Below are 19,251 nucleotides of genomic sequence, written 5' to 3' on the forward strand. Positions count from 1 at the left end.
GATGACGATGACCGAGCAAGCCCGAGACGCAAAGCCCGCCGCGATCGACAAGGAGCGGCTGCGCTCGAAATACCGCGAGGAGCGCAACAAGCGGCTGCGCCCCGACGGCAATGACCAGTATCTCCAGATCAAGGGCCAGCTCGCGCATTATCTCGAGGATCCCTACACGCCGGTCGTGGCGCGCGCGCCGAAGACCGACCACGTCACCTTCGCCTTCATCGGCGGCGGCTTTGCCGGGCTCGCCACCGCGGCGCGGCTGACCGAGGCCGGCGTCAAGGATGTCCGCATTGTCGAGAAGGGCGGCGATTTCGGCGGCACCTGGTACTGGAACCGGTATCCCGGCGCGCAGTGCGATACGGCGTCGATGGTCTACATGCCGCTGCTCGAAGAGACCGGCCACATGCCGTCGGAGAAATACGCGCATGCGCCGGAGATCCTGGCGCACTGCCAGCGGATCGGCCGGCAATTCGGTCTCTACGACAATGCGCTGTTTCACACCGAGGTGACGAGCCTCGATTGGGACGCGGCGCAGTCGCGCTGGATCATCCGCACCACGCGGGGCGATGCCTTCACCGCGCAATATGTCGGAATCGGCACCGGCCCGCTGCACGTGCCGAAACTGCCGGGCATTCCCGGCATCGAGCGCTTCAAGGGCCACTCGTTCCACACCAGCCGCTGGGATTACGACTACACCGGCGGCGATCCCCGGGGCGCGCCGATGGACAAGCTTGCCGACAAGCGCGTCGGCATCATCGGCACCGGGGCGACGTCGGTGCAGTGCATCCCGCACCTGGCGCGCGCCTGCAAGGAGCTCTACGTGTTCCAGCGCACGCCGTCGTCGGTCGACGTGCGCGGCAACGGGCCGATCGATCCCGACTGGTTTGCCGATATCGCGACGCCGGGCTGGCAACAGCGCTGGCTGGAGAACTTCACCGCCAACCAGGCCGGTGGATCGGCCGAAGAGGACCTGGTGCAGGACGGCTGGACCGACCTGTCGAAGCGGATCCGCGCCAAGATCATGCTGCTGCCGCGCGAGCAGCGGAGCGTGGAAAACATGCGGGCGGCGTTCGAGGATTCCGACTTCGAGAAGATGGAGGAGATCCGCAACCGTGTCGACACCATCGTGCGCGATTCCGGCACGGCGAAGAACCTCAAGGCCTGGTATGGCCAGCTCTGCAAGCGACCATGTTTCCACGACGCCTATCTGCAGGCGTTCAACACGCCCGGCACCCATCTGGTCGATACCGACGGCAAGGGCGTCGAAGAGATCACCGAGAACGGGATCGTCGTCGCGGGCAAGGAATACAAGCTCGACTGCATCATCTACGCGTCCGGCTTCGAGGTCGGCACCGAGTATAAGCGGCGGGCGGGCTTCGACGCGACGGGCCAAGACGGCCTCAAACTGTCGGACTATTGGGCCGAGGGCATGCGCACCAAGCACGGCATTCATGTGCATGACTTTCCAAATCTGTTCTTCGTGCAGCCGACGCAGGGCGCCAATCTGATCTCCAATGTGCCGCATAATCTGACCGAAGCGGCGCGCACCATCGCCCTGATGGTCAGACACGCGCAGGCCAATGGCTTCAAGGAAATCGAAGTCAGCAAGGAAGCCGAGAACCGCTGGGTCGAGCTGCTGCTGACCGCGGTCGGCCGGATGATCGGCGGCCCCGATTGCACACCCGGCTATTACAACAATGAGGGACGTGAGCCCGGGCCCGCGGCCAAGCTCAATGTCGGCTATCCGGCGGGCGCGCTCGCCTACTTCAAATATATCGACGAGTGGCGCCGCAGCGGCCAGTTCGAAGGCGTGCAATTCCGCTGAGCGGTGCGTGATCGGGACTGATTTCTGCCCAACGAGGAGTGCCTGAGTATGACGCAGACAACCGCAGGTGAGACATCGCACGAAGCTGCGAAGGCGGCATCCGCGCCGGTCATCGCGCAGCATGAGGCGACGCTGAAGGCGCTGCCGTTCTCCGATACGCGTGACTTCGACGACGCTGCGCGCGGCTTTCTCGGCACCATCGAGAACGCGCGCATCGCCTCGGCGCAGGGCCGGGTGGTCTGGAGTCTGGAGCCCTACGGCTTCCTCTCCGAGGAGAAGGCGCCTGCGACGGTTGACCCGAGCCTGTGGCGGCAGTCGCGGCTCAACATGCATCACGGCCTGTTCGAAGTGGTGCCGGGTGTCTACCAGGTGCGTGGGCTCGACATCGCCAACATGACGCTGATCGAGGGCGACAAGGGCGTCATCGTGGTCGACACGCTGACCTCGATCGAAGGCGCGCGCGCCGCGATGGAGCTGTACTTCCAGCATCGCGGCAAGCGGCCGGTCGCCGCCGTGATCTTCAGCCATACCCACACCGACCATTGGGGCGGCGCGCGGGGCGTGCTCGACGACGCCATGCTGGCGGCGGGCGTGCCGATCATTGCGCCGAACTTCTTCATGGAGCACGCGGTCTCCGAGAACATCATCGCGGGGCCGGCGATGCTGCGCCGCGCGCAATACCAGTTCGGGCCGTTCCTCGCCAAGGGCGTGCGCGGCCATGTCGATTGTGGCCTCGGCAAGACCATGGCGGCGGGCGGCGTCGCGCTGCTGCGGCCGACCGATCTGATCATCGCGACCGGCGACAGGCGCGTGATCGACGGCGTCGAGTTCGAATTTCAGATGGCGCCGAACAGCGAGGCGCCGGCGGAGATGCATTTCTTCATCCCGCGCTACAAGCTCCTGAACCTGGCGGAGAACTGCACGCACAACTTCCACAACCTGCTGCCGTTCCGCGGCGCCGACGTGCGCGATGCGCTGGCCTGGTCGAAATATCTCGGCGAGGCGCTGCAGATGTGGGGCGGCAAGGCGGAAGCGATGTGCGGCCAGCATCACTGGCCGGTCTGGGGACGGGAGCGGATCGACACCATGATCCGCGAGCAGCGCGACCTCTACAAATACGCGCATGACCAGACCATCCGGTTGATGAACCACGGGCTCAACGCGGCCGAGATCGCCGAGACGATCCGGCTGCCGCAGAGTTTGGAGGGCGCCTGGCACGGCCGCGGCTATTACGGCCATATCAGGCACAATGTGAAGGCGATCTACCAGAAGTATCTCGGCTGGTACGACGCCAATCCGGTCAATCTCGATCCGCTGCCGCCGGTCGAAGCCGGCAAGAAGTATGTCGAGTATATGGGCGGCGCCGATGCGATCCTGAAACGCGCTGCGGCGGATTTCGCCAAGGGCGAATTCCGCTTCGTGGCGCAGGCCGTGAGCCATCTCGTGTTCGCCGAGCCTGACAACCAGGCGGCGCGCGCATTGCTGGCCGACGCGTTCGAGCAGCTCGGCTATGCCGCCGAAAGTTCGACCTGGCGCAACGCCTATCTGTTCGGCGCGCAGGAGCTGCGGCAGGGCATGCCGAAGACGCCGCCGCGCTCGCCGATGCCGCGCGAGACGCTGGCCGCGCTGCGCACCGGGCAGCTCTGGGACGTGCTCGGCATCCGCCTCAACGGCCCCAAGGCCGAAGGCAAGCACATCGTGCTGAACTGGAGCTTTACCGATACGGGTGAGACCTTCGTCCTCAATCTCGAGAACTCGGCGCTGACTTACATCGAGGGCGCGCAGGCCGCAGATGCGCACGCCGGCTTCACGCTGGCGCGCAGCGTGCTGGATGAGGTCATCGCCAAGCTGACCACGTTCCCGGAAGCCGTCGCCGCCGGCACGGTCAAGGTATCCGGCGAGCCGCTGCGGCTCGGTGAATTGATGATGCTGATGGATGAGTTCCCGCGGATGTGGGAGATCGTCGAGCCGAAGCGGACGGTGGTGACATAGAGCCGTATGTGCTGAACGTTGACCGTCACCCTGAGGGGCGCGCTCTCGCGCGCGCCTCGAAGGGTTGACGGCCCGGCTGGTGGCCGCGCTCAGGATGACGGATTGGCAGACGAGGTCTCAAATCCCGAGATACGCCGCCTGCACCTGCTTGTTGTTGGCAAGCTCGGCGCTGGTGCCTTGCATGATGACGTTGCCGCTTTCCAGCACATAGGCGCGCTGCACGAGGGACAGCGCGCGGCTGACATTCTGCTCGACCAGCAGGATCGCGGTGCCCATCTTGTGGATCTCGCCGATCTTCTCGAAGGTGACGTCGGTCATCACGGGCGCGAGGCCGAGTGAGGGTTCGTCCAGCATCAACAGGCGGGGTTTCAGCATCAACCCGCGGCCGACCGCGACCATCTGCTGCTCGCCGCCGCTCATGGTGCCGGCAAGCTGCTTCCTGCGGTCGGCGAGCCGCGGGAAGATACTGTAGACCAGCTCCATCGTGCGTGTGCGATCCGCTTTGGCTTTCGGCGTATAGGCGCCGATCTCGAGATTCTCCTGCACCGTCATGTCGGGGAACACCTGGCGGCCTTCGGGGACATGCGCGATGCCGAGCTCCGGAATCCGGTACGGCGGCAGCGCGGCGAGATCGACGCCGTCGAACGTGACCTTGCCGGCGAACAGTTTGACGAGGCCGGAGACCGCGCGCAGCGTCGTGCTCTTGCCGGCACCGTTGGCGCCTAGCAGGCCGACGGCTTCGCCCTCGCCGATGGAGATGCTGACATCGGTGATGGCAGGGACCGAACCATAGCTGGCGCTGACGCCGGAGAGCTCAAGCATGGGCGTCTCCCGGCGGATGCACGTAGGAGCCGAGATAGGCGCGGATCACTTCCGGATTCTCCACGATCTCCTTCGGCGCGCCCTCGGCGATCTTCTGGCCGTGGTCGAGCACCACGATGTGGCGGGCCACCGCCATGATCGCGCGCATCACATGCTCGACGATCACGATGGTCAGGCCGCTCGCCGAGAGCTTCTTCACCAGCGCCACCGCCTGGTCGATCTCGGCCGGGTTGAGCCCGGCCATCACCTCGTCGAGCAGAAGGATCCTCGGCTGCGTCGCCAGCGCGCGGGCCATCTCCAGGCGGCGCTGGTCGATGGTGGTGAGGTCCTTGGCCGGGGTCTGCTCCCTGGCGCCGAGGCCGACGAACTCGATCGCCTCGCGCGCCTTGCTGCGTGCCGCGGCAATGTGACGGTCGCGCAGGAAGGCGCCGGTCATCACATTGGCGAGCACCGTCATCGCGCCGAACGGCTTTGCGACCTGGAAGGTGCGGGCCATCCCCAGGGCGCAGACATCGTGCGGCTTGAGACCCACGACCTCGTGACCGAAGGCGAGCACCGAGCCGGAGTCCGGCCGGTGAAATCCCGTGATCAGGTGAAAGCTCGTGGTCTTGCCGGCGCCGTTCGGTCCGATCAACGCGACCGTCTCGTTCTCCTGCACGGTGAAGCTGACATCCTGCACGGCGCGCAGGCCGCCGAAGCGCTTGCTGAGACCCTTGATGACCAGTGCTTCCGCCATCGGGGCGACCTCAGGCGCGTGCCGGCTTGCGCCGGAGGGTGCGGTGATAGACATCGGTCGCAAACCCGATCAGCCCGGTCGGCCGCCACAGGATGACCGCCATCAGGATCAGGCTGTAGACCGTGAGCTGGATGCCGCCCACCGAGCTGCCGAGCCAGCTTTGCAACAGCGCCGAGGTGGTCTCCAGCAGCACGGTGCCGATCACGGGGCCCCATAGCGTGCCGATGCCGCCGACAATCGACACCAGCGCCGCCTCGATCGAGACGTTGAAGCTGAACGCGGTCGCGGGATCGATGAAGTAGATGTATTGCGTGTAGAAGGTGCCGGCGAGCGCGGTCAGGAACGCGCTGATCATGTAGATGTCGCGCTTGATCTTGGGGGCGTTGACGCCGACCGCTTCCGCGGCATCTTCATCCTCGCCGATCGCGACGAGGTAGTAGCCCATCCAGGATTTTTCGATCCTGTGGGTGATCCACAGCCCGACCGCGAGCAGTCCGAGCACGACGTAGTAATAGGACGACTTCTCCTCGAACTGCATCATCAGCGGCGCGCTGCCGAGATTCGGGATCGTGGTGCCTTCCGCGCCCCAGGCGAAATCGCGGAACTTGAGGAAGATCAGCATCAGCACCTGGGCGGTCGCGATGGTCGCGATGGTGAAGTAGGGGCCACGCAGGCGGAAGCAGAGCCAGCCGATCGGCAGGCTAGCCAGCATCGCGACCACGCCGCCGGCGATCATCCCGATCCAGGGCGAGATCCCGTAGTTCACCTGCATGATGGTCGAGGTGTAGGCGCCGAGCCCGAAATAGGCGGCGTGCCCGAGCGACAGCTGCTTGGCATAGCCGCCCATCAGGTTCCAGGCAACGCCGATGAAGGAGAACAGCAAGATGCGGATGAAGATGTCGATCGCGAAGGATGAGGTGACGAGCTGGGGCAGCGCGAGCATGACGACGGCGCCGATCGCGAGCCCGAGCCACTTCAATGTGCCTGAGGTCTGCATCAGCGGCCTCTCCTGGCGCCGAGACCGCTCGGCCTGAAGGCAAGCGTCAGCAGCAGCAGCCCGAACACCACGATCAGGCCGGAATCGGCGCCGACGAACTGGATGCCGAGCGATTCCGCGATGCCCATCATCAGGCTCGCGACCAGCGCGCCCATCACATTGCCGAGCGTGCCCATCACGACGGCGACGAACGCCATCAGCACGAACACCTGGCCGACGAACGGATAGGCCGAATAGAACGGCATCAAGAGCGAGCCGGCGGCGCCCGCGAGCGCCAGCGCAGTGCCGAACGCCACCGCGAATACGCGGTTCGGATTGATCCCCATCAGCATCGCGACGTCGCGGTTCTGCGACGCCGCGCGCATGGCGCGGCCGAGATCGGTGGTGTGCAGGAACACCCAGAGCAGGCCGCTCAGCGCCATCGCAACCGCGAAGGCGATCAGCTTGGCCACCGGAATGTAAAGCCCGCCGATATGCCAGGCTTCATCCGAATAGAAGGTATGGACGGTGCGGTAATTGGCGCTGAACAGCATCAGCGAGAGATTGAGCAGCAAGAGCGACAGCGCGAAGGTCAGGAAGATCTGCGGCATGTCGTTCGGCCCGAGCACCCTGCGGATCAGGAAATGCTGGATCAGGACGCCGGCCAGGAACAGCACCGGCATCGAGACCACAAGCGAGACCAGCGGATCGATGCCGAATTGGGTGGCGAGGAAGAACGAGATATACATCCCGATCATCACGAACTCGCCCTGCGCGAAATTGACGATCTTGACCACGCCGAAGATCAGCGTGACGCCGATGCTGACAAGCGCGTAGATGCCGCCGATGAGCAGGCCGTTGATCACAGCCTGGGCCAGTGTCTCCCACATGCGATGCGACCGCGGTTCAGGTCTTCATCAGCGGGGCGCGGGCGTCTTCCTTGGGGAAGATGCTGGCGAGATCGGCGTTCTGCCACTGCACGCCGACCGGACGGCCATAGACGTTCTTGCCGTCCGGGCCGAACTTCACCTTGCCGCCCGGCGCCATCGCCGCATAGCCGGAGGAGACGTCGAGCGTCGAGAGCGCTTCGCGCACCTTCTTGGGATCGGCGGAGGCGGCGCGCTCCAGCGCGTCGGCCAGCATGAAGGTCTGCGCGACCAGGCCGCCGGCATATTCGAAGGCGAACTCGCCGGTGCGCTTCTTGAATTCGGCGTTGACCTTCTGCGCATCCTCGTTGACGTCGTGGTTCCAGTGCGCGACGCCCTGCAGGCCCTCGGCCGCCTTGCCGACATTCTTGTAGAAGTCCGGCATCACGAAGCCGCCCGAGCCGCCATTGATCGCAATGTCGAGCCCGACCTGCTTCACGGTGCGCACGATCAGGATGAGGTCGTTGAGATAGGACAGCGAGAACAGCGTATTGGCGCCGGAAGCCTTGACCTTGTTGATCAGCGGGCTGGCATCGGTGAAGCCGGCCGAGTAGGGCTCGAACATCACGATCTCGACGCCTTCGCCCGGCGCCAGCTCCTTCAGCCCGTTCGAGGTCGAGGTACCGAACGCCGTGTTCTCGAAGATGACGGCGACCTTGGCCTGATCGCTGACCAGCTTGGCCATCTGCAGCTGCGCCTTGGCGAATTGCGAGGCGCGCGCGAACGGCGTGAAGGTGTAGCTGCGCCCCTTGTTGAGCTGGTCGGAGCTCGATCCGGTGATGATCGGAACGTGAGCGCGCTCGCAGACCTCGCTCGCGATCAAGGTCAGCGCGCTGGCATAGCAGCCATGGATTGCCGACAGCTTGTTGCCTGATATCAGGCGGTCGGTCTCGGTGCGCGTCACCGTGGTGTCGCTCTGCACGTCGGAGACGATGAGGTTGAGCTTGGCGCTGCCAAGCGACTTGATGCCGCCGGCCTCGTTGACCATGTCGACGGCGAGCTTGGCTGCTGCAACGCAGCCGGTGCCGATCTGCGCCATGCTGCCGGTGGTCGGATAGAGCGCGCCGATATTGATCGGGTCGGCGGCCCAACCGCGCAGCGGGACCGCGCCGAATGCGCCGGCCGCGAGGACGCCGCCGGTCTTGGCCAGGAACTTGCGGCGGTTCAGCTTGGTCCGTGAGGCTTGGGTTGGCACGGCATTATTAATGGCCGGCGGCTTGCGGTCCCTTGTCATGGCGTTCCCCCTGTGCGACCGCGGCCCGGTTGCTCCGTCCGCTCGCTTATTATTTTTTGCTCAAGCGGGGCGCATAAGAGCACGTAATTCGGCAATCGCAAAGGCGATATCGGCCGGGCTCATGGGGAAACGAACTGCGACTGGTGCGTCGCAACAATCGTGCGACGCGTGCATGTGAGCAGCTCCGCTGCGCGAGAGCTGCCGCCAGAGATGACGGTATTATTGACAATCGAATGACCCAACGAACCGGCACGGACAGTGCCGGCCGGCCCGCCGGATCATTCGATCGGCCGCTGCAACTCCTACTCCGCACTCGCCACCAGCTTGAAGCGCGGCTTGGCTTCCATCAGGCTGCGATAGGCGGCGAGATAGTCGAGCGCCATCCGCCGTGCGGTGAAGCGGGTCTCGAACTGCTTGCGGATCGCGTCGCGGTTGAGCGTCGACAAGCGGCCGACGGAGGAGATCGCGCTGATCTCGTCCTCGACGATGAAGCCGGTCAGGCCATCCTCGATGATCTCAGGCACCGAACCGCGGTTATATGCAATGACGGGCGTGCCGCAGGCCATCGCTTCGATCATCACGAGGCCGAACGGCTCCGGCCAGTCGATCGGAACCAGGAGCCCGATCGCGCCGCTGAGAAAATCCGGCTTCTCGCGGTCGCTGATCTCGCCGATGAACTCGACCAGCGGATTGTTGGTGATCAGCGGCTTGATCAACTCGTCGTAATATTCCTGGTCGGCGCGATCGACCTTGGCTGCGATCTTCAGCGGAATGCCGCAACGGGTTGCGATCTTGATCGCGCGATCGACGCCTTTCTCCGGCGCGATGCGGCCGAGCACGGCGAGATAGGATTGCCTGGCCGGTTGCGGCGTCAGCAGATTCTCCGGCAGTCCGTGATGGATGGTGCGCACCCAGTGCGCCTGCGGCACCGGCCGCCGCTGCGCGTTGGAGATCGAGATCACCGGGATCTTGGAGAAGGTGTTGAAGACGGGCTGATGCTCCGGCAGGTCGAGCCGGCCGTGCAGCGTGGTCACGAACGGCGTCGGCTGCCGTGCGAACAGCGACCACGGGTAATAGTCGAGATGGCAGTGCAGGAAGTCGAATTCCTCGTCGTCGGCTTTCTGCCGGACGCGTTCCAGCATCACCATGTGCAGTGCATTGGGGTCGCGGACGGAGCCGTCGAGCCGCAGTGCCTTCGGCCAGGTCGCATCGAGCTTCGCGGAGGTCTGTGAGTCGCCACTGGCGAACAACGTCACGTCATGTCCAAGTGTTACAAGTTCTTCGGTCAGCCAGTGCACGACCCGTTCGGTGCCGCCGTAGAGCTTGGGGGGAACAGCCTCCGTCAGCGGGGCAACCTGCGCGATGCGCATTTCTCCGTCTCCTGTTTGTGATGTGAGTGAACCCTCAGCCCTCTGATGGCACCGGACATGCCGAAGACGGGAACGTTCTCGCACGTGCGAGGTTCCTTAGATGTGGGAGATCTGTCGCTTCTTTCTTCGATCACACTCTGGTCTTGCTGATGCCATCACGCTCCAACACGTTTTTGCCGACGCCAGCGTTGCAAAATTGTTGCGCACTGATGGCTGCATCAAGGAATCCCACCGCCGCCCTTCACGTCATCGTGCACGAGAGCTTCGACTAGTATTTCTCGTTCACCTTCAACAGGTTTTGCAGGACGTCATGGATCATCTGTCAGGATACGCGCATCGCCCGTTCCCCTTTGTGCTGCGCTATCTGCGCCGGCGGCTTCCGTCGCATGTTGTGATCTTGTCGGCGGTAGTCGCAGCGGTTGCCTGCTCGGTAGGCACGCAATACGGGGTGAAGAATCTGGTCGACGCGTTGTCGGCGGGGCCGTCGGCCGCGAATGGCGTATGGCTGGCATTCGCTCTGCTCATGTCGCTGATCGCAGCCGACAACTTCATGTGGCGGATCGCGAGCTGGACTGCGAGCTACACCTTTGTCAGCGTCACCGGCGACCTGCGCCGCGACATGTTCCGCCATCTCACCGGCCACGCGCCGAGCTATTTCACCGACCGGCTGCCGGGCATGCTGACCAGCCGGATCACCGCGACGTCGAACGCGGTGTTCACCGTGGAGAACATGTTCGTATGGAACGTGCTGCCGCCCTGCATCGCGACCTTCGCGGCGATCACCCTGGTTGGAACCGTCAGCGTGACAATGTCAGCAGTGCTGATCCTGATTGCAGGAACCATGGTAGTGGCGATGTTCCGCATGGCCGCCGCCGGCAGGCCGCTGCATGACGATTTCGCCAACCGGGCGGCCGCGGTCGACGGCGAAATGGTCGACGTCATCAACAATTTGCCGCTGGTGCGGGCGTTCTGCGGCCTCGGCTACGAGCACGATCGCTTCGACGCGACGGTGAATCGGGAACTCGTCGCGCGCGGCCGTTCCCTGCGCTATCTCGAGAAGCTCCGCCTCGTTCACGCTGCTGTGACCGTGATCCTGACGATCGCGATGCTGGCCTGGGCGCTCTCGCTCTGGCAGCAGGGCCAAGCCACCACCGGCGACGTCGTGCTGGTCTGCACGCTCGGCATCTCGATCCTGAGCGCGACGCGTGACCTTGCCGTTGCGCTGGTCGACGTCACCCAGCATGTCGCGCGCCTCACCGAGGCGCTGGCGACGCTGCTGCAGCCGCACGAGCTGAAGGACCATCCGGAAGCCGAGGTGCTGGTGAAGAGCGGTGCGGCGATCGCCTTCAACAATGTCTCGTTCCGCTATCCCGGCGGCTTGCAGGTGTTCGAGCGTTTCAGCCTGCGCATCCAGCCCGGCCAGCGGGTGGGCCTGGTCGGCCAGTCCGGCGGCGGCAAGTCAACACTGTTTACCCTTCTGCAGCGCTTCTACGACGTCGAGCAGGGCAACATCACGGTCGATGGCCAGGACATCTCGCGCGTCACCCAGCTGAGCCTGCGCGCGGCGATCTCGGTGGTGCCGCAGGACATCTCGCTGTTCCATCGCTCGATCCTGGAGAACATCCGCTACGGCCGCCCGGACGCCACCGACGACGAGGTGTTGCGGGCGGCGATCGCGGCGCGCTGCGACTTCATCGAAAGCCTGCCCGAGGGCATGAACACCATCGTCGGCGACCGCGGCGTCAAGGTCTCGGGCGGCCAGCGCCAGCGGATCGCGATCGCGCGCGCGTTCCTCAAGGATGCGCCGATCCTGCTGCTCGACGAGGCCACCGCGGCGCTCGATGCCGAGTCCGAGGAGGCGATCCGCGAGGCGTTGTCGCGCCTGATGCGCGGGCGTACCGTGGTCGCGATCGCACATCGCCTCGCGACGCTGCGCAGCTTCGATCGCGTGGTCGTGCTGCAGGGCGGCCGGATCGTCGAGGACGGTCCGCCCGATATCCTGGTGAAGGGAAGGGGTCCCTACCGCGACCTCGTGGCGCGCGAGATGGGCCGCCTCTCGACCAGCGCGGCCTGACCCCGCGTCATCAAGCGTGTTCTTGTGTTCCGGTGCGTTCGTTCGAACCGAGAGTCGAGACTTGAGCTAGGCAAAGTCGCCAGAGGTTCAGATGGCAGCTGACGTCGTTACGCAGATCATCACTGCTCGCATCACTGAGCGTGTCGCCGAATCGCCGTTCTACATTCCGATGACCGGGCCCGCGGCGCGGCCGCGGCGCTCGCTTAAGCATGACGACACCTTCATCGTGCTCGACAGCCATGGCGACATCGGCGCCTCAGCCGGCGGGCCCGATGGCCTGTTCAACGCCGACACGCGCTACCTCGCGCGGCTGGAGATGGTGCTGGAGGACGTGCAGCCGCTGCTGCTCGGCTCCAACATGCGCGACGACAATTCGGCGCTGACGGTCGATCTGACCAATTCCGACGTCTATCGCGACGGCCGTCTCACGCTGCAGAAGGACACGCTGCACATCGTGCGCTCGATCTTCCTGTGGCGCGGCACCGCCTATCAGCGCATAGGCCTGCAGAACCATGGCGATCATGCCGCGAGCTTCGATCTCACGCTGCTGTTCGACAATGACTTTGCCGACCTGTTCGAGGTGCGCGGCGAGCGGCGGCCGCGGCGCGGCATCGGCTCGAGCAAGCTGCTCGGTCCAACAGACGTCGTGCTGGAATATTGCGGCCTCGATGAGCAGACGCGGATCACCGCGCTGCATTTCGATCCGCGGCCGACCCGGCTGTCGGTCAACGCTGCGACCTATCATTTCGATCTCGAGCCCGGCGAGGTCACCTCGCTGTTCGTCGCGGTGTCCTGCAACAAGCCGATCATGCAGAAGCCGGTGCCGTTCTTCCGCGGGCTCTTGGCGCATCGCCGCGAGATGCGGAATTCGTCGGCCGGAGCGGCCTCGATCGAGACCTCGAACAACATCTTCAACGAGGTGCTGTGCCAGGCGATGGCCGACCTCAACATGCTGATGACCGAGACGCCGCAGGGCCGTTACCCCTATGCCGGCATTCCCTGGTACTCGACGACGTTCGGGCGCGACGGGCTGATCACGGCGCTGCAGATGCTGTGGGTCGATCCGCGGATCGCCAAGGGCGTGCTGAAGCGGCTGGCGCTGTTCCAGGCCAAGGCGGTCGATCCGCTGGCCGATGCCGCGCCGGGCAAGATCCTGCACGAGATGCGCGGCGGCGAGATGGCCGCGCTGCGCGAGGTGCCGTTCGCGCATTACTACGGCAGCGTCGATTCGACGCCGCTGTTCGTGCTGCTCGCCGGGCTCTACCTGGAGCGCACCGGCGATGTGGAGACGTTGCGCGAGCTGTGGCCGGCGGTCGAGGCCGGCTTGCAATGGATCGACGGTCCGGGCGATCCCGATCGCGATGGTTTCGTCGAGTACCAGCGCGCGACCGAGGAGGGCCTTCGCAATCAAGGCTGGAAGGACTCTTTCGACGCCATCTTCCACGCCGACGGCACGCTCGCCGAGGGCAATATCGCGCTGGCTGAAGTGCAGGGCTATGTGTTCGCCGGCAAGCAGCTTGCCGCGCGTGCCGCACGCCAGCTCGGCCTTGCGGACAAGGCCGCCAAGCTCGATGCCGAGGCGGAGCGGCTGCGCGCGCGGTTCGAGGACGCATTCTGGTGCGAGGAGCTCGGCACCTATGCCCTCGCGCTCGACGGCGCCAAGCGGCAGTGCAGGGTGCGCACGTCGAATGCCGGACAAACCTTGTTCTCCGGCATGGTGCGGGAAGACCGCGCGCGACGGGTCGCCGCCGATCTGATGAGCCAGAAATTCTTTTCCGGTTGGGGCATCCGCACCGTCGCCGTGGGTGAGGCGCGCTACAACCCGATGTCCTATCACGACGGCTCGATCTGGCCGCATGACAATGCGCTGATCGCGCTCGGACTTGCGCGCTACGGCCTCAAGCATTCGGTCGCGCATCTGTTCAAGGGCCTGTTCGACGCCGCGAGCTATATGGAGCTGCGGCGGCTGCCGGAGTTGTTCTGCGGCTTCCGCCGCGAGCGCCGGCGCGGCCCGGTGCTTTATCCCGTAGCCTGCGCACCGCAGGCCTGGGCGAGCGCGACGCCGTTCACGCTGCTGGAGGCCGCGCTCGGGCTGGAGTTCGACACCGCGCGCGGCGAGATCCGCTTGCGGGATCCGTGCCTGCCGGAATTCCTCAACGACGTGGTGCTGCGCGATCTCAGGCTCGGCGCATCCAGCGTCGATCTGCGGCTGCGTCGCCATGGCGATGAGGTGTCACTCGAAGTGTTGCGCACGCGCGGCCAGATCCAGGTGTCGATCGTGCTGACGCATTAAGAGTCGTCGCGCGGCGTGGAGCGTCGTCGCGCAGTATGCGTGCGCCAGGGAAATCGTGGGGAGAGAGTAACATGCGTCCGAGGGTCATGGTTATATTGGTCGCAGCGTCGCTGCTGGCATGCGCTGGTGTCCGTGCTGCCGACGACGCATCGCCGGCGCCGACACCATCGCCCCCGGCGGCAGCGAAGGAACCACCAGCCGCAACACCTGCACCGCCGGCAGCCCAGGCTGCTCCGAAGGAGCCGGCCAAGGAATCCTCCAAGGAGCCGTCGCCGCCGCCGTCGGTGACCGTGATCGGGGCGCGCGATGCGCACGGCATTCTCGGGCGCGACGTGCGCAGTTCCGCCAATGAGGACATGGGCCGCATCGTCGACGTCATCGTTGACCGCGACGGCAAGGTGCGCGCCGCGGTGATCGATTTCGGCGGCTTTCTCGGCGTCGGCAGCCGCAAGATCGTGGTCGACTGGAACGCGCTGCGGTTTGCCGGCGTTTCCAGCAAGAGCGACAGCATAACGCTGGACCTCAACAAGCAGCAGGTGAGCGCTGCGCCGGAATACAAGGAAGATACGCCGCTGATCGTGCTGGGCGCGGCCGGCAATCTCCATCCATGGGATTACGAGCATTAGGGGGCAAAAGCTGGTCGCGCGTCCGAACCCTTCCTTCGAGACGGTTGGCGACGATCGTGGCGAGCGATCTGCCGGCGGCACCAATATTGTGTCGATGACCCCCGATCAGCGCAGTCTGGAGGGGCCGCGCGCGCCATCGCGTGAAAGCCAGCGCGGGCTCGACTGGTTCATCTTCTTCCTGGCCGACGTGCAAACCGGGTTCGGCCCGTTCATTGCGGTCTATCTGACGACCCAGAAATGGACCCAGGTCGAGATCGGCTTCGTGCTCTCGATCGGCGGCATCATCGGCCTGCTGGGCCAGATGCCCGGCGGGGCGATCGTCGATGCCGCGCGCTCGGAGCGCATCGTCGCGGGATGCGCGGTGGCCGCGATTGGATCAGCCGCGTTGGCCTACGCGCTGTGGCCGATCTTTCCCGTGGTGACGCTCGCCGCGACGCTGCACGCGCTTGCAAGCTGCGTGCTTGGACCGGCGATTGCCGCGATCAGCCTCGGCCTGGTCGGGCCGCGGGCGATCGGCGAGCGGCTCGGCCGCAATGCGCGGTTTGCCTCGCTCGGCAGCGGCTCGGCCGCGGCGCTGATGGGCGCCTGCGGCTATTTCCTGTCGAGCCGCTCGGTGTTCCTCGTCACCTTCATCCTGGCAATCCCGACGCTGTTGTCGCTGGCGCGGATCCGCGAGCGCGAGATCGACATCGCGCAGGCCCATGGCGAAGTGAAGCGCGAGGTTCCCGACAAGCGCGCCACCAGCGTGTTCAGCCTGGTGCGGCAGCGGCCGCTGCTGATCTTCGCCGGCGCGATGATGCTGTTCCAGCTCGCCAATGCCGCGATGCTGCCGCTGATGGCGGGCGTGGTGACGACGCGGTCGAGCCAATGGGCGCCGGTCCTGATTGCGGCCTGCATCATCGTGCCGCAGGCGATCGTCGCATTGTGTTCGCCGTCGGTCGGCCGCAAGGCCCAGGCCTGGGGCCGGCGGCCGCTGCTGCTGATCGCGTTCGCCGCGCTGGTGATCCGCGGCCTGTTGTTCGCGACGGTGCGCGATCCCTATCTGCTGGTCCTGGTGCAGGTCTTCGACGGCATCACGGCGGCGATCTTCAGTGTGATGGTGCCGCTGATCGTGGCCGACGTGGCGTTCGGCAGCGGCCATTTCAACCTGGCGCAGGGCATTGTCGGAACCGCCGTCGGCATCGGCGCGTCGCTCAGCACCGTGCTGGCTGGCTATGTCAGCGACAAGCTCGGCAGCAGCACCGCCTTCATGGGCCTCGCCGGCGTCGCCGCGCTGGGGTTGTTCATGATCTGGCTGATGATGCCGGAGACGCGGCGGACGGCATGACGCAGGCAGGTTTGGCCCCCGGCGCCCTTCCTCATGGATGCGCCGTCATATATGAGTGATTTGCTGCTGGAACGAGCTGATAGTCCCCTGGATTAATCAATACAAAATCGTGATCTGGTACGGATCGGCACAGCGCGGGCAGGCATTTCGACCGAGGAATGGCATGGAAAATCGTACGACGACGGCGCAAATCACCGGAGCGATGCGGCGTTGGGGGCCTCCCGCCTTTGTGACTTTCGCGGCCATGATCACACTCGCGTCACTGACCGGCGGCGCCGCTGCAAAGCAGCAGCGCCCTGCGGCAACGGTCGAGGCGACCGCGCCGCGCGCCGCGGGCGAGCCGATCATGGCGATCGTGTCGATCAGCGCCCAGAAGGTGACCTTCTACGACGCCGACGGCTGGATTTACCGCGCGCCGGTATCGAGCGGCGTCAAGGGACGCGAAACGCCGGCCGGCGTGTTTGCGCTGGTCGAGAAGGACAAGGACCATCACTCAACCATGTATGACGATGCCTGGATGCCGAACATGCAGCGCATCACCTGGAACGGCGTCGCGCTGCATGGCGGGCCGCTGCCGGGCTATGCGGCCTCCCACGGCTGCGTGCGGATGCCGTATGACTTTGCCGAGAAGCTGTTCGACAGGACGCGCATCGGGATGCGGGTGATCATCGCGCCGAACGATGCGGCCCCGATCGATTTCACTCATCCAGCGCTGTTCGTGCCGAACGCGCAGGCGATCGCAGCTGCCCCGGCGCGTGCCGAGACGCTGGCGCGCGAGGCCGCGGATGCCGCCAAGGTGGCCGACGAGGCCAAGAAGGCCTCCGCGGCCGCGACCAAGGAAGCGGCACTGTTCACGCCCGCGTCGCTGCGCAAACTGCAACAGATCAAGACCCGTGCCGACGCTGCGGTTGCGTTGGCCGACAAGACGCTTGCCAATGCCAAGACGGACCAGGCCAAGGCACGCGCCGAGGACCTGAAGCAGAAGGCGGTCGCCAAGGCAGCAGAAGTAACCACGCAATACGAGGCAGCCCAGGGCGACGCCAAGCCGAAGCTCGACGCCGCGGCGGCCGCAAAGGACGCCGCCAAGGCGGCCGAGGCCAAGAAGACCGATACCCAGAAGGCGGCGACCGAGGCGAAGCTCGCGCTCGAGCCGGTCTCGGTCTACATCAGCCGCGCGACGCAGAAGCTTTACGTGCGCCGCAACACCCACAAGCCATGGGCCGATGGCGGCGAGGTGTTCGATTCAAGCATCGAGGTTCCCGTCACCATTCGCGATCCGGACAAGCCGATCGGCACGCATATCTACACGGCAATGGCGCGGAACGACTCCGGCCTGCGCTGGACCGAGGTGACGATCGACGACGGCGACAACGCCAAGGACGCGCTCGATCGCGTCACCATCCCGCAGGATGTGCTGGATCGGATAGCGCCGACCGCCGTGCCGCGCTCGTCGATCATCATCTCGGATGAGCCGTTGAGCGCCGAGACCAACTATCGCACCGAGTTCGTCGCCGTGCTGAGCAATCAGCCCCAGGGCGGCTTCATCACGCGCAAGCCGACCAGGCCGATGATGGACGACGGCATGGTTGCGAGCGGGGACGACGATGGTTTCGGCTTCTTCTCCCAGCGCAGCTGGAATCCACAGTCGGGCACCCAATACGGCTATCCCCAATACGGCAACCCCCAGGCGCCGACCCAGTACGGCACGCCGTACTATGGCAATCCTCAAGCCGCCAATCCGCGCCGGCGCGGCGGGGGCCAGTACTACTGGCAATCGCAGGACTGGTAGGGCGCCGGCGGCAAAGCCCGAACGCGCACCGGACGGCGGTGTGACACCGCCGTCCAATCTCGTCGCGACTTTACGGGCGCGCTTCCAGGATCAGGTTGAATGGCGTTTCCGCCGCGCGGCGGAAGCGTGAGAAGCCGCCCTGGCGGGCCACCTCGCGCAACCTGGTCTCGCCAGCTTGCGCGCCGAGCGCTAGCCCGACCTCCTGGTCCAGCGAGGCCGGCGTGCAGATCATCGTCGACGCGGCATAGTAGACCCGCCCGATCGGATTGAGGTTGTCCTCCAGCCGGTCGTTGGCGAACGGCTCGATCAACATGCAGGTGCCGTCATCGGCGAGCGTGGAACGGGTGTGTTTGAGGGCACCGACCGGGTCGCCCATGTCATGCAGGCAGTCGAAGAAGCACACCAGGTCATACCCCTTGGCAGGGAATGTCTTGGCGGAGTGCGTTTCGAAATGGACGCGGTCCGACAATCCCGCCTCCCGCGCGGACGTCCGCGCAGCCTGGATCGAGCCGTCGTGATAGTCGAAGCCGTAGAAGGTCGATTTCGGAAACGCCTCCGCCATCAACCGCGTCGAGACGCCATGCCCGCAACCGATGTCGGCGACGACCGCGCCCTTCTTCAGCTTGTCGACGACGCCCTCGAGCGCCGGCAGCCATTCCTGCACCAGATAGTGTTTGTAGCTGGTGCGGAAGAAGCGGGCGGTGCCGCAGAACAGGCACTCGCTGCGCCTATTCCAGCCGACGCCTTTGCCGGTCTTGAACGCGTCGGTGATTTTCGGCTCGTCGAGAAAGGTCGCGCCGACCAGGTTTCCGATGGCGCCGAGGAACACCGGGCTGTCCTCGTCGGCGAGCGTGAGCGTCTGCTCGGGCAGCATCGAGAATTTTCCGGATTTGCCGTCATATTCGATGTAGCCGGACGCCGCCTGCGCCGACAGCCATTCCTGAACATAGCGCTCGGCCGTTCCGGTCGCCTTGGCGAGCGCCGAGGCATTCATCGGTCCTTGCTGCGCGAGCGCCTTGTAGAGGCCGAGCTTGTCTCCGACCAGCATCAGCGAGGCGTTCAGTGCGGCGCCGAAGTCGCCAACCATCTTTCCCATGAATGAATTGAGACGCTCTTCGTTGACATCCATGATGTTGCTCCATCGCAATTGGGCTTTGCAAACAGTCCATCATTCGCAATTTCACGCATGCGTCGTCGTCCAGTCGTGGGGCGACGTGACCGCCTGAAAGGTTCGTTGCAATGACCCGATTGTTACTGGTGCGCT

Annotated in this window: 14 protein-coding genes; 7 read left to right on the top strand and 7 right to left on the bottom strand. The window is 65.2% G+C overall.

Annotation, left to right across the window (positions count from 1 at the left end):
• Nucleotide 1 precedes the first annotated feature (1 nt).
• Nucleotides 2–1,822 (top strand): flavin-containing monooxygenase, encoded by a 1,821-nt coding sequence (locus AKN84_RS25815; RefSeq protein WP_128971157.1) that lies wholly within the window; start codon nt 2–4, stop codon nt 1,820–1,822.
• 48 nt (nt 1,823–1,870) lie between these two features.
• The gene (locus AKN84_RS25820) at nt 1,871–3,814 is read left to right on the top strand and encodes an alkyl/aryl-sulfatase (protein WP_050423397.1); all 1,944 of its coding nucleotides are present in this window, start codon (nt 1,871–1,873) and stop codon (nt 3,812–3,814) included.
• 117 nt (nt 3,815–3,931) lie between these two features.
• On the opposite strand, the gene AKN84_RS25825 is transcribed toward AKN84_RS25820, so the two are convergent.
• The 6 genes from AKN84_RS25825 to AKN84_RS25850 form a co-directional block, all read right to left on the bottom strand.
• Nucleotides 3,932–4,636 carry an ABC transporter ATP-binding protein gene (locus tag AKN84_RS25825; RefSeq protein WP_050423398.1) on the bottom strand — a complete coding sequence of 235 codons (705 nt, stop codon included), beginning with the start codon at nt 4,634–4,636 and terminating at the stop codon, nt 3,932–3,934.
• Complete coding sequence (locus AKN84_RS25830; RefSeq protein ID WP_050423439.1) at nt 4,629–5,372, bottom strand: ABC transporter ATP-binding protein; 744 nt, start codon at nt 5,370–5,372, stop codon at nt 4,629–4,631. Before AKN84_RS25830 ends, AKN84_RS25825 begins: the two co-directional genes overlap by 8 nt.
• Before the next feature lie 10 nt (nt 5,373–5,382).
• Nucleotides 5,383–6,369 carry a branched-chain amino acid ABC transporter permease gene (locus tag AKN84_RS25835; RefSeq protein WP_050423399.1) on the bottom strand — a complete coding sequence of 329 codons (987 nt, stop codon included), beginning with the start codon at nt 6,367–6,369 and terminating at the stop codon, nt 5,383–5,385.
• Nucleotides 6,369–7,238, bottom strand: a complete 870-nt coding sequence (locus AKN84_RS25840; RefSeq protein WP_050423400.1) for a branched-chain amino acid ABC transporter permease — start codon at nt 7,236–7,238, stop codon at nt 6,369–6,371. Before AKN84_RS25840 ends, AKN84_RS25835 begins: the two co-directional genes overlap by 1 nt.
• Before the next feature lie 16 nt (nt 7,239–7,254).
• Nucleotides 7,255–8,508, bottom strand: coding sequence for an ABC transporter substrate-binding protein (locus tag AKN84_RS25845; protein ID WP_050423401.1), 1,254 nt, complete (start codon nt 8,506–8,508; stop codon nt 7,255–7,257).
• 302 nt (nt 8,509–8,810) lie between these two features.
• Nucleotides 8,811–9,878 (bottom strand): glycosyltransferase family 4 protein, encoded by a 1,068-nt coding sequence (locus AKN84_RS25850; RefSeq protein ID WP_050423402.1) that lies wholly within the window; start codon nt 9,876–9,878, stop codon nt 8,811–8,813.
• A gap of 310 nt (nt 9,879–10,188) precedes the next feature.
• Here AKN84_RS25850 and AKN84_RS25855 point away from each other — a divergent pair, with 310 nt between their 5' ends.
• The 5 genes from AKN84_RS25855 to AKN84_RS25875 all read left to right on the top strand — a co-directional run bounded on the left by AKN84_RS25855 (nt 10,189) and on the right by AKN84_RS25875 (nt 17,987).
• Nucleotides 10,189–11,952 (top strand): ABC transporter ATP-binding protein, encoded by a 1,764-nt coding sequence (locus tag AKN84_RS25855; protein WP_050423403.1) that lies wholly within the window; start codon nt 10,189–10,191, stop codon nt 11,950–11,952.
• Nucleotides 11,953–12,043: 91 nt separating this feature from the next.
• Nucleotides 12,044–14,245 (top strand): amylo-alpha-1,6-glucosidase, encoded by a 2,202-nt coding sequence (locus tag AKN84_RS25860; RefSeq protein WP_050423404.1) that lies wholly within the window; start codon nt 12,044–12,046, stop codon nt 14,243–14,245.
• Between the two features lie 71 nt (nt 14,246–14,316).
• Entirely contained in the window at nt 14,317–14,871 is a 555-nt protein-coding gene (locus tag AKN84_RS25865; RefSeq protein ID WP_050423405.1) for a PRC-barrel domain-containing protein, read from the top strand.
• A gap of 94 nt (nt 14,872–14,965) precedes the next feature.
• A complete protein-coding gene (locus AKN84_RS25870; protein WP_050423406.1) occupies nt 14,966–16,198 on the top strand; it encodes an MFS transporter in 1,233 nt (410 codons plus the stop codon).
• Nucleotides 16,199–16,361: 163 nt separating this feature from the next.
• On the top strand, nt 16,362–17,987 hold the full coding sequence (locus AKN84_RS25875; protein ID WP_050423407.1) for a L,D-transpeptidase: 1,626 nt from the start codon (nt 16,362–16,364) through the stop codon (nt 17,985–17,987).
• A gap of 70 nt (nt 17,988–18,057) precedes the next feature.
• Here the strand turns inward: AKN84_RS25875 and AKN84_RS25880 are convergent, their stop codons facing one another.
• Nucleotides 18,058–19,116: a class I SAM-dependent methyltransferase gene (locus tag AKN84_RS25880; RefSeq protein WP_050423408.1), complete on the bottom strand. Its 1,059-nt coding sequence runs from the start codon at nt 19,114–19,116 to the stop codon at nt 18,058–18,060.
• Between the last annotated feature and the right edge of the window lie 135 nt (nt 19,117–19,251).

Origin of the sequence: Bradyrhizobium tropiciagri (assembly GCF_001189845.1) — a bacterium.
In the GTDB taxonomy this organism is placed as follows: domain Bacteria; phylum Pseudomonadota; class Alphaproteobacteria; order Rhizobiales; family Xanthobacteraceae; genus Bradyrhizobium; species Bradyrhizobium tropiciagri.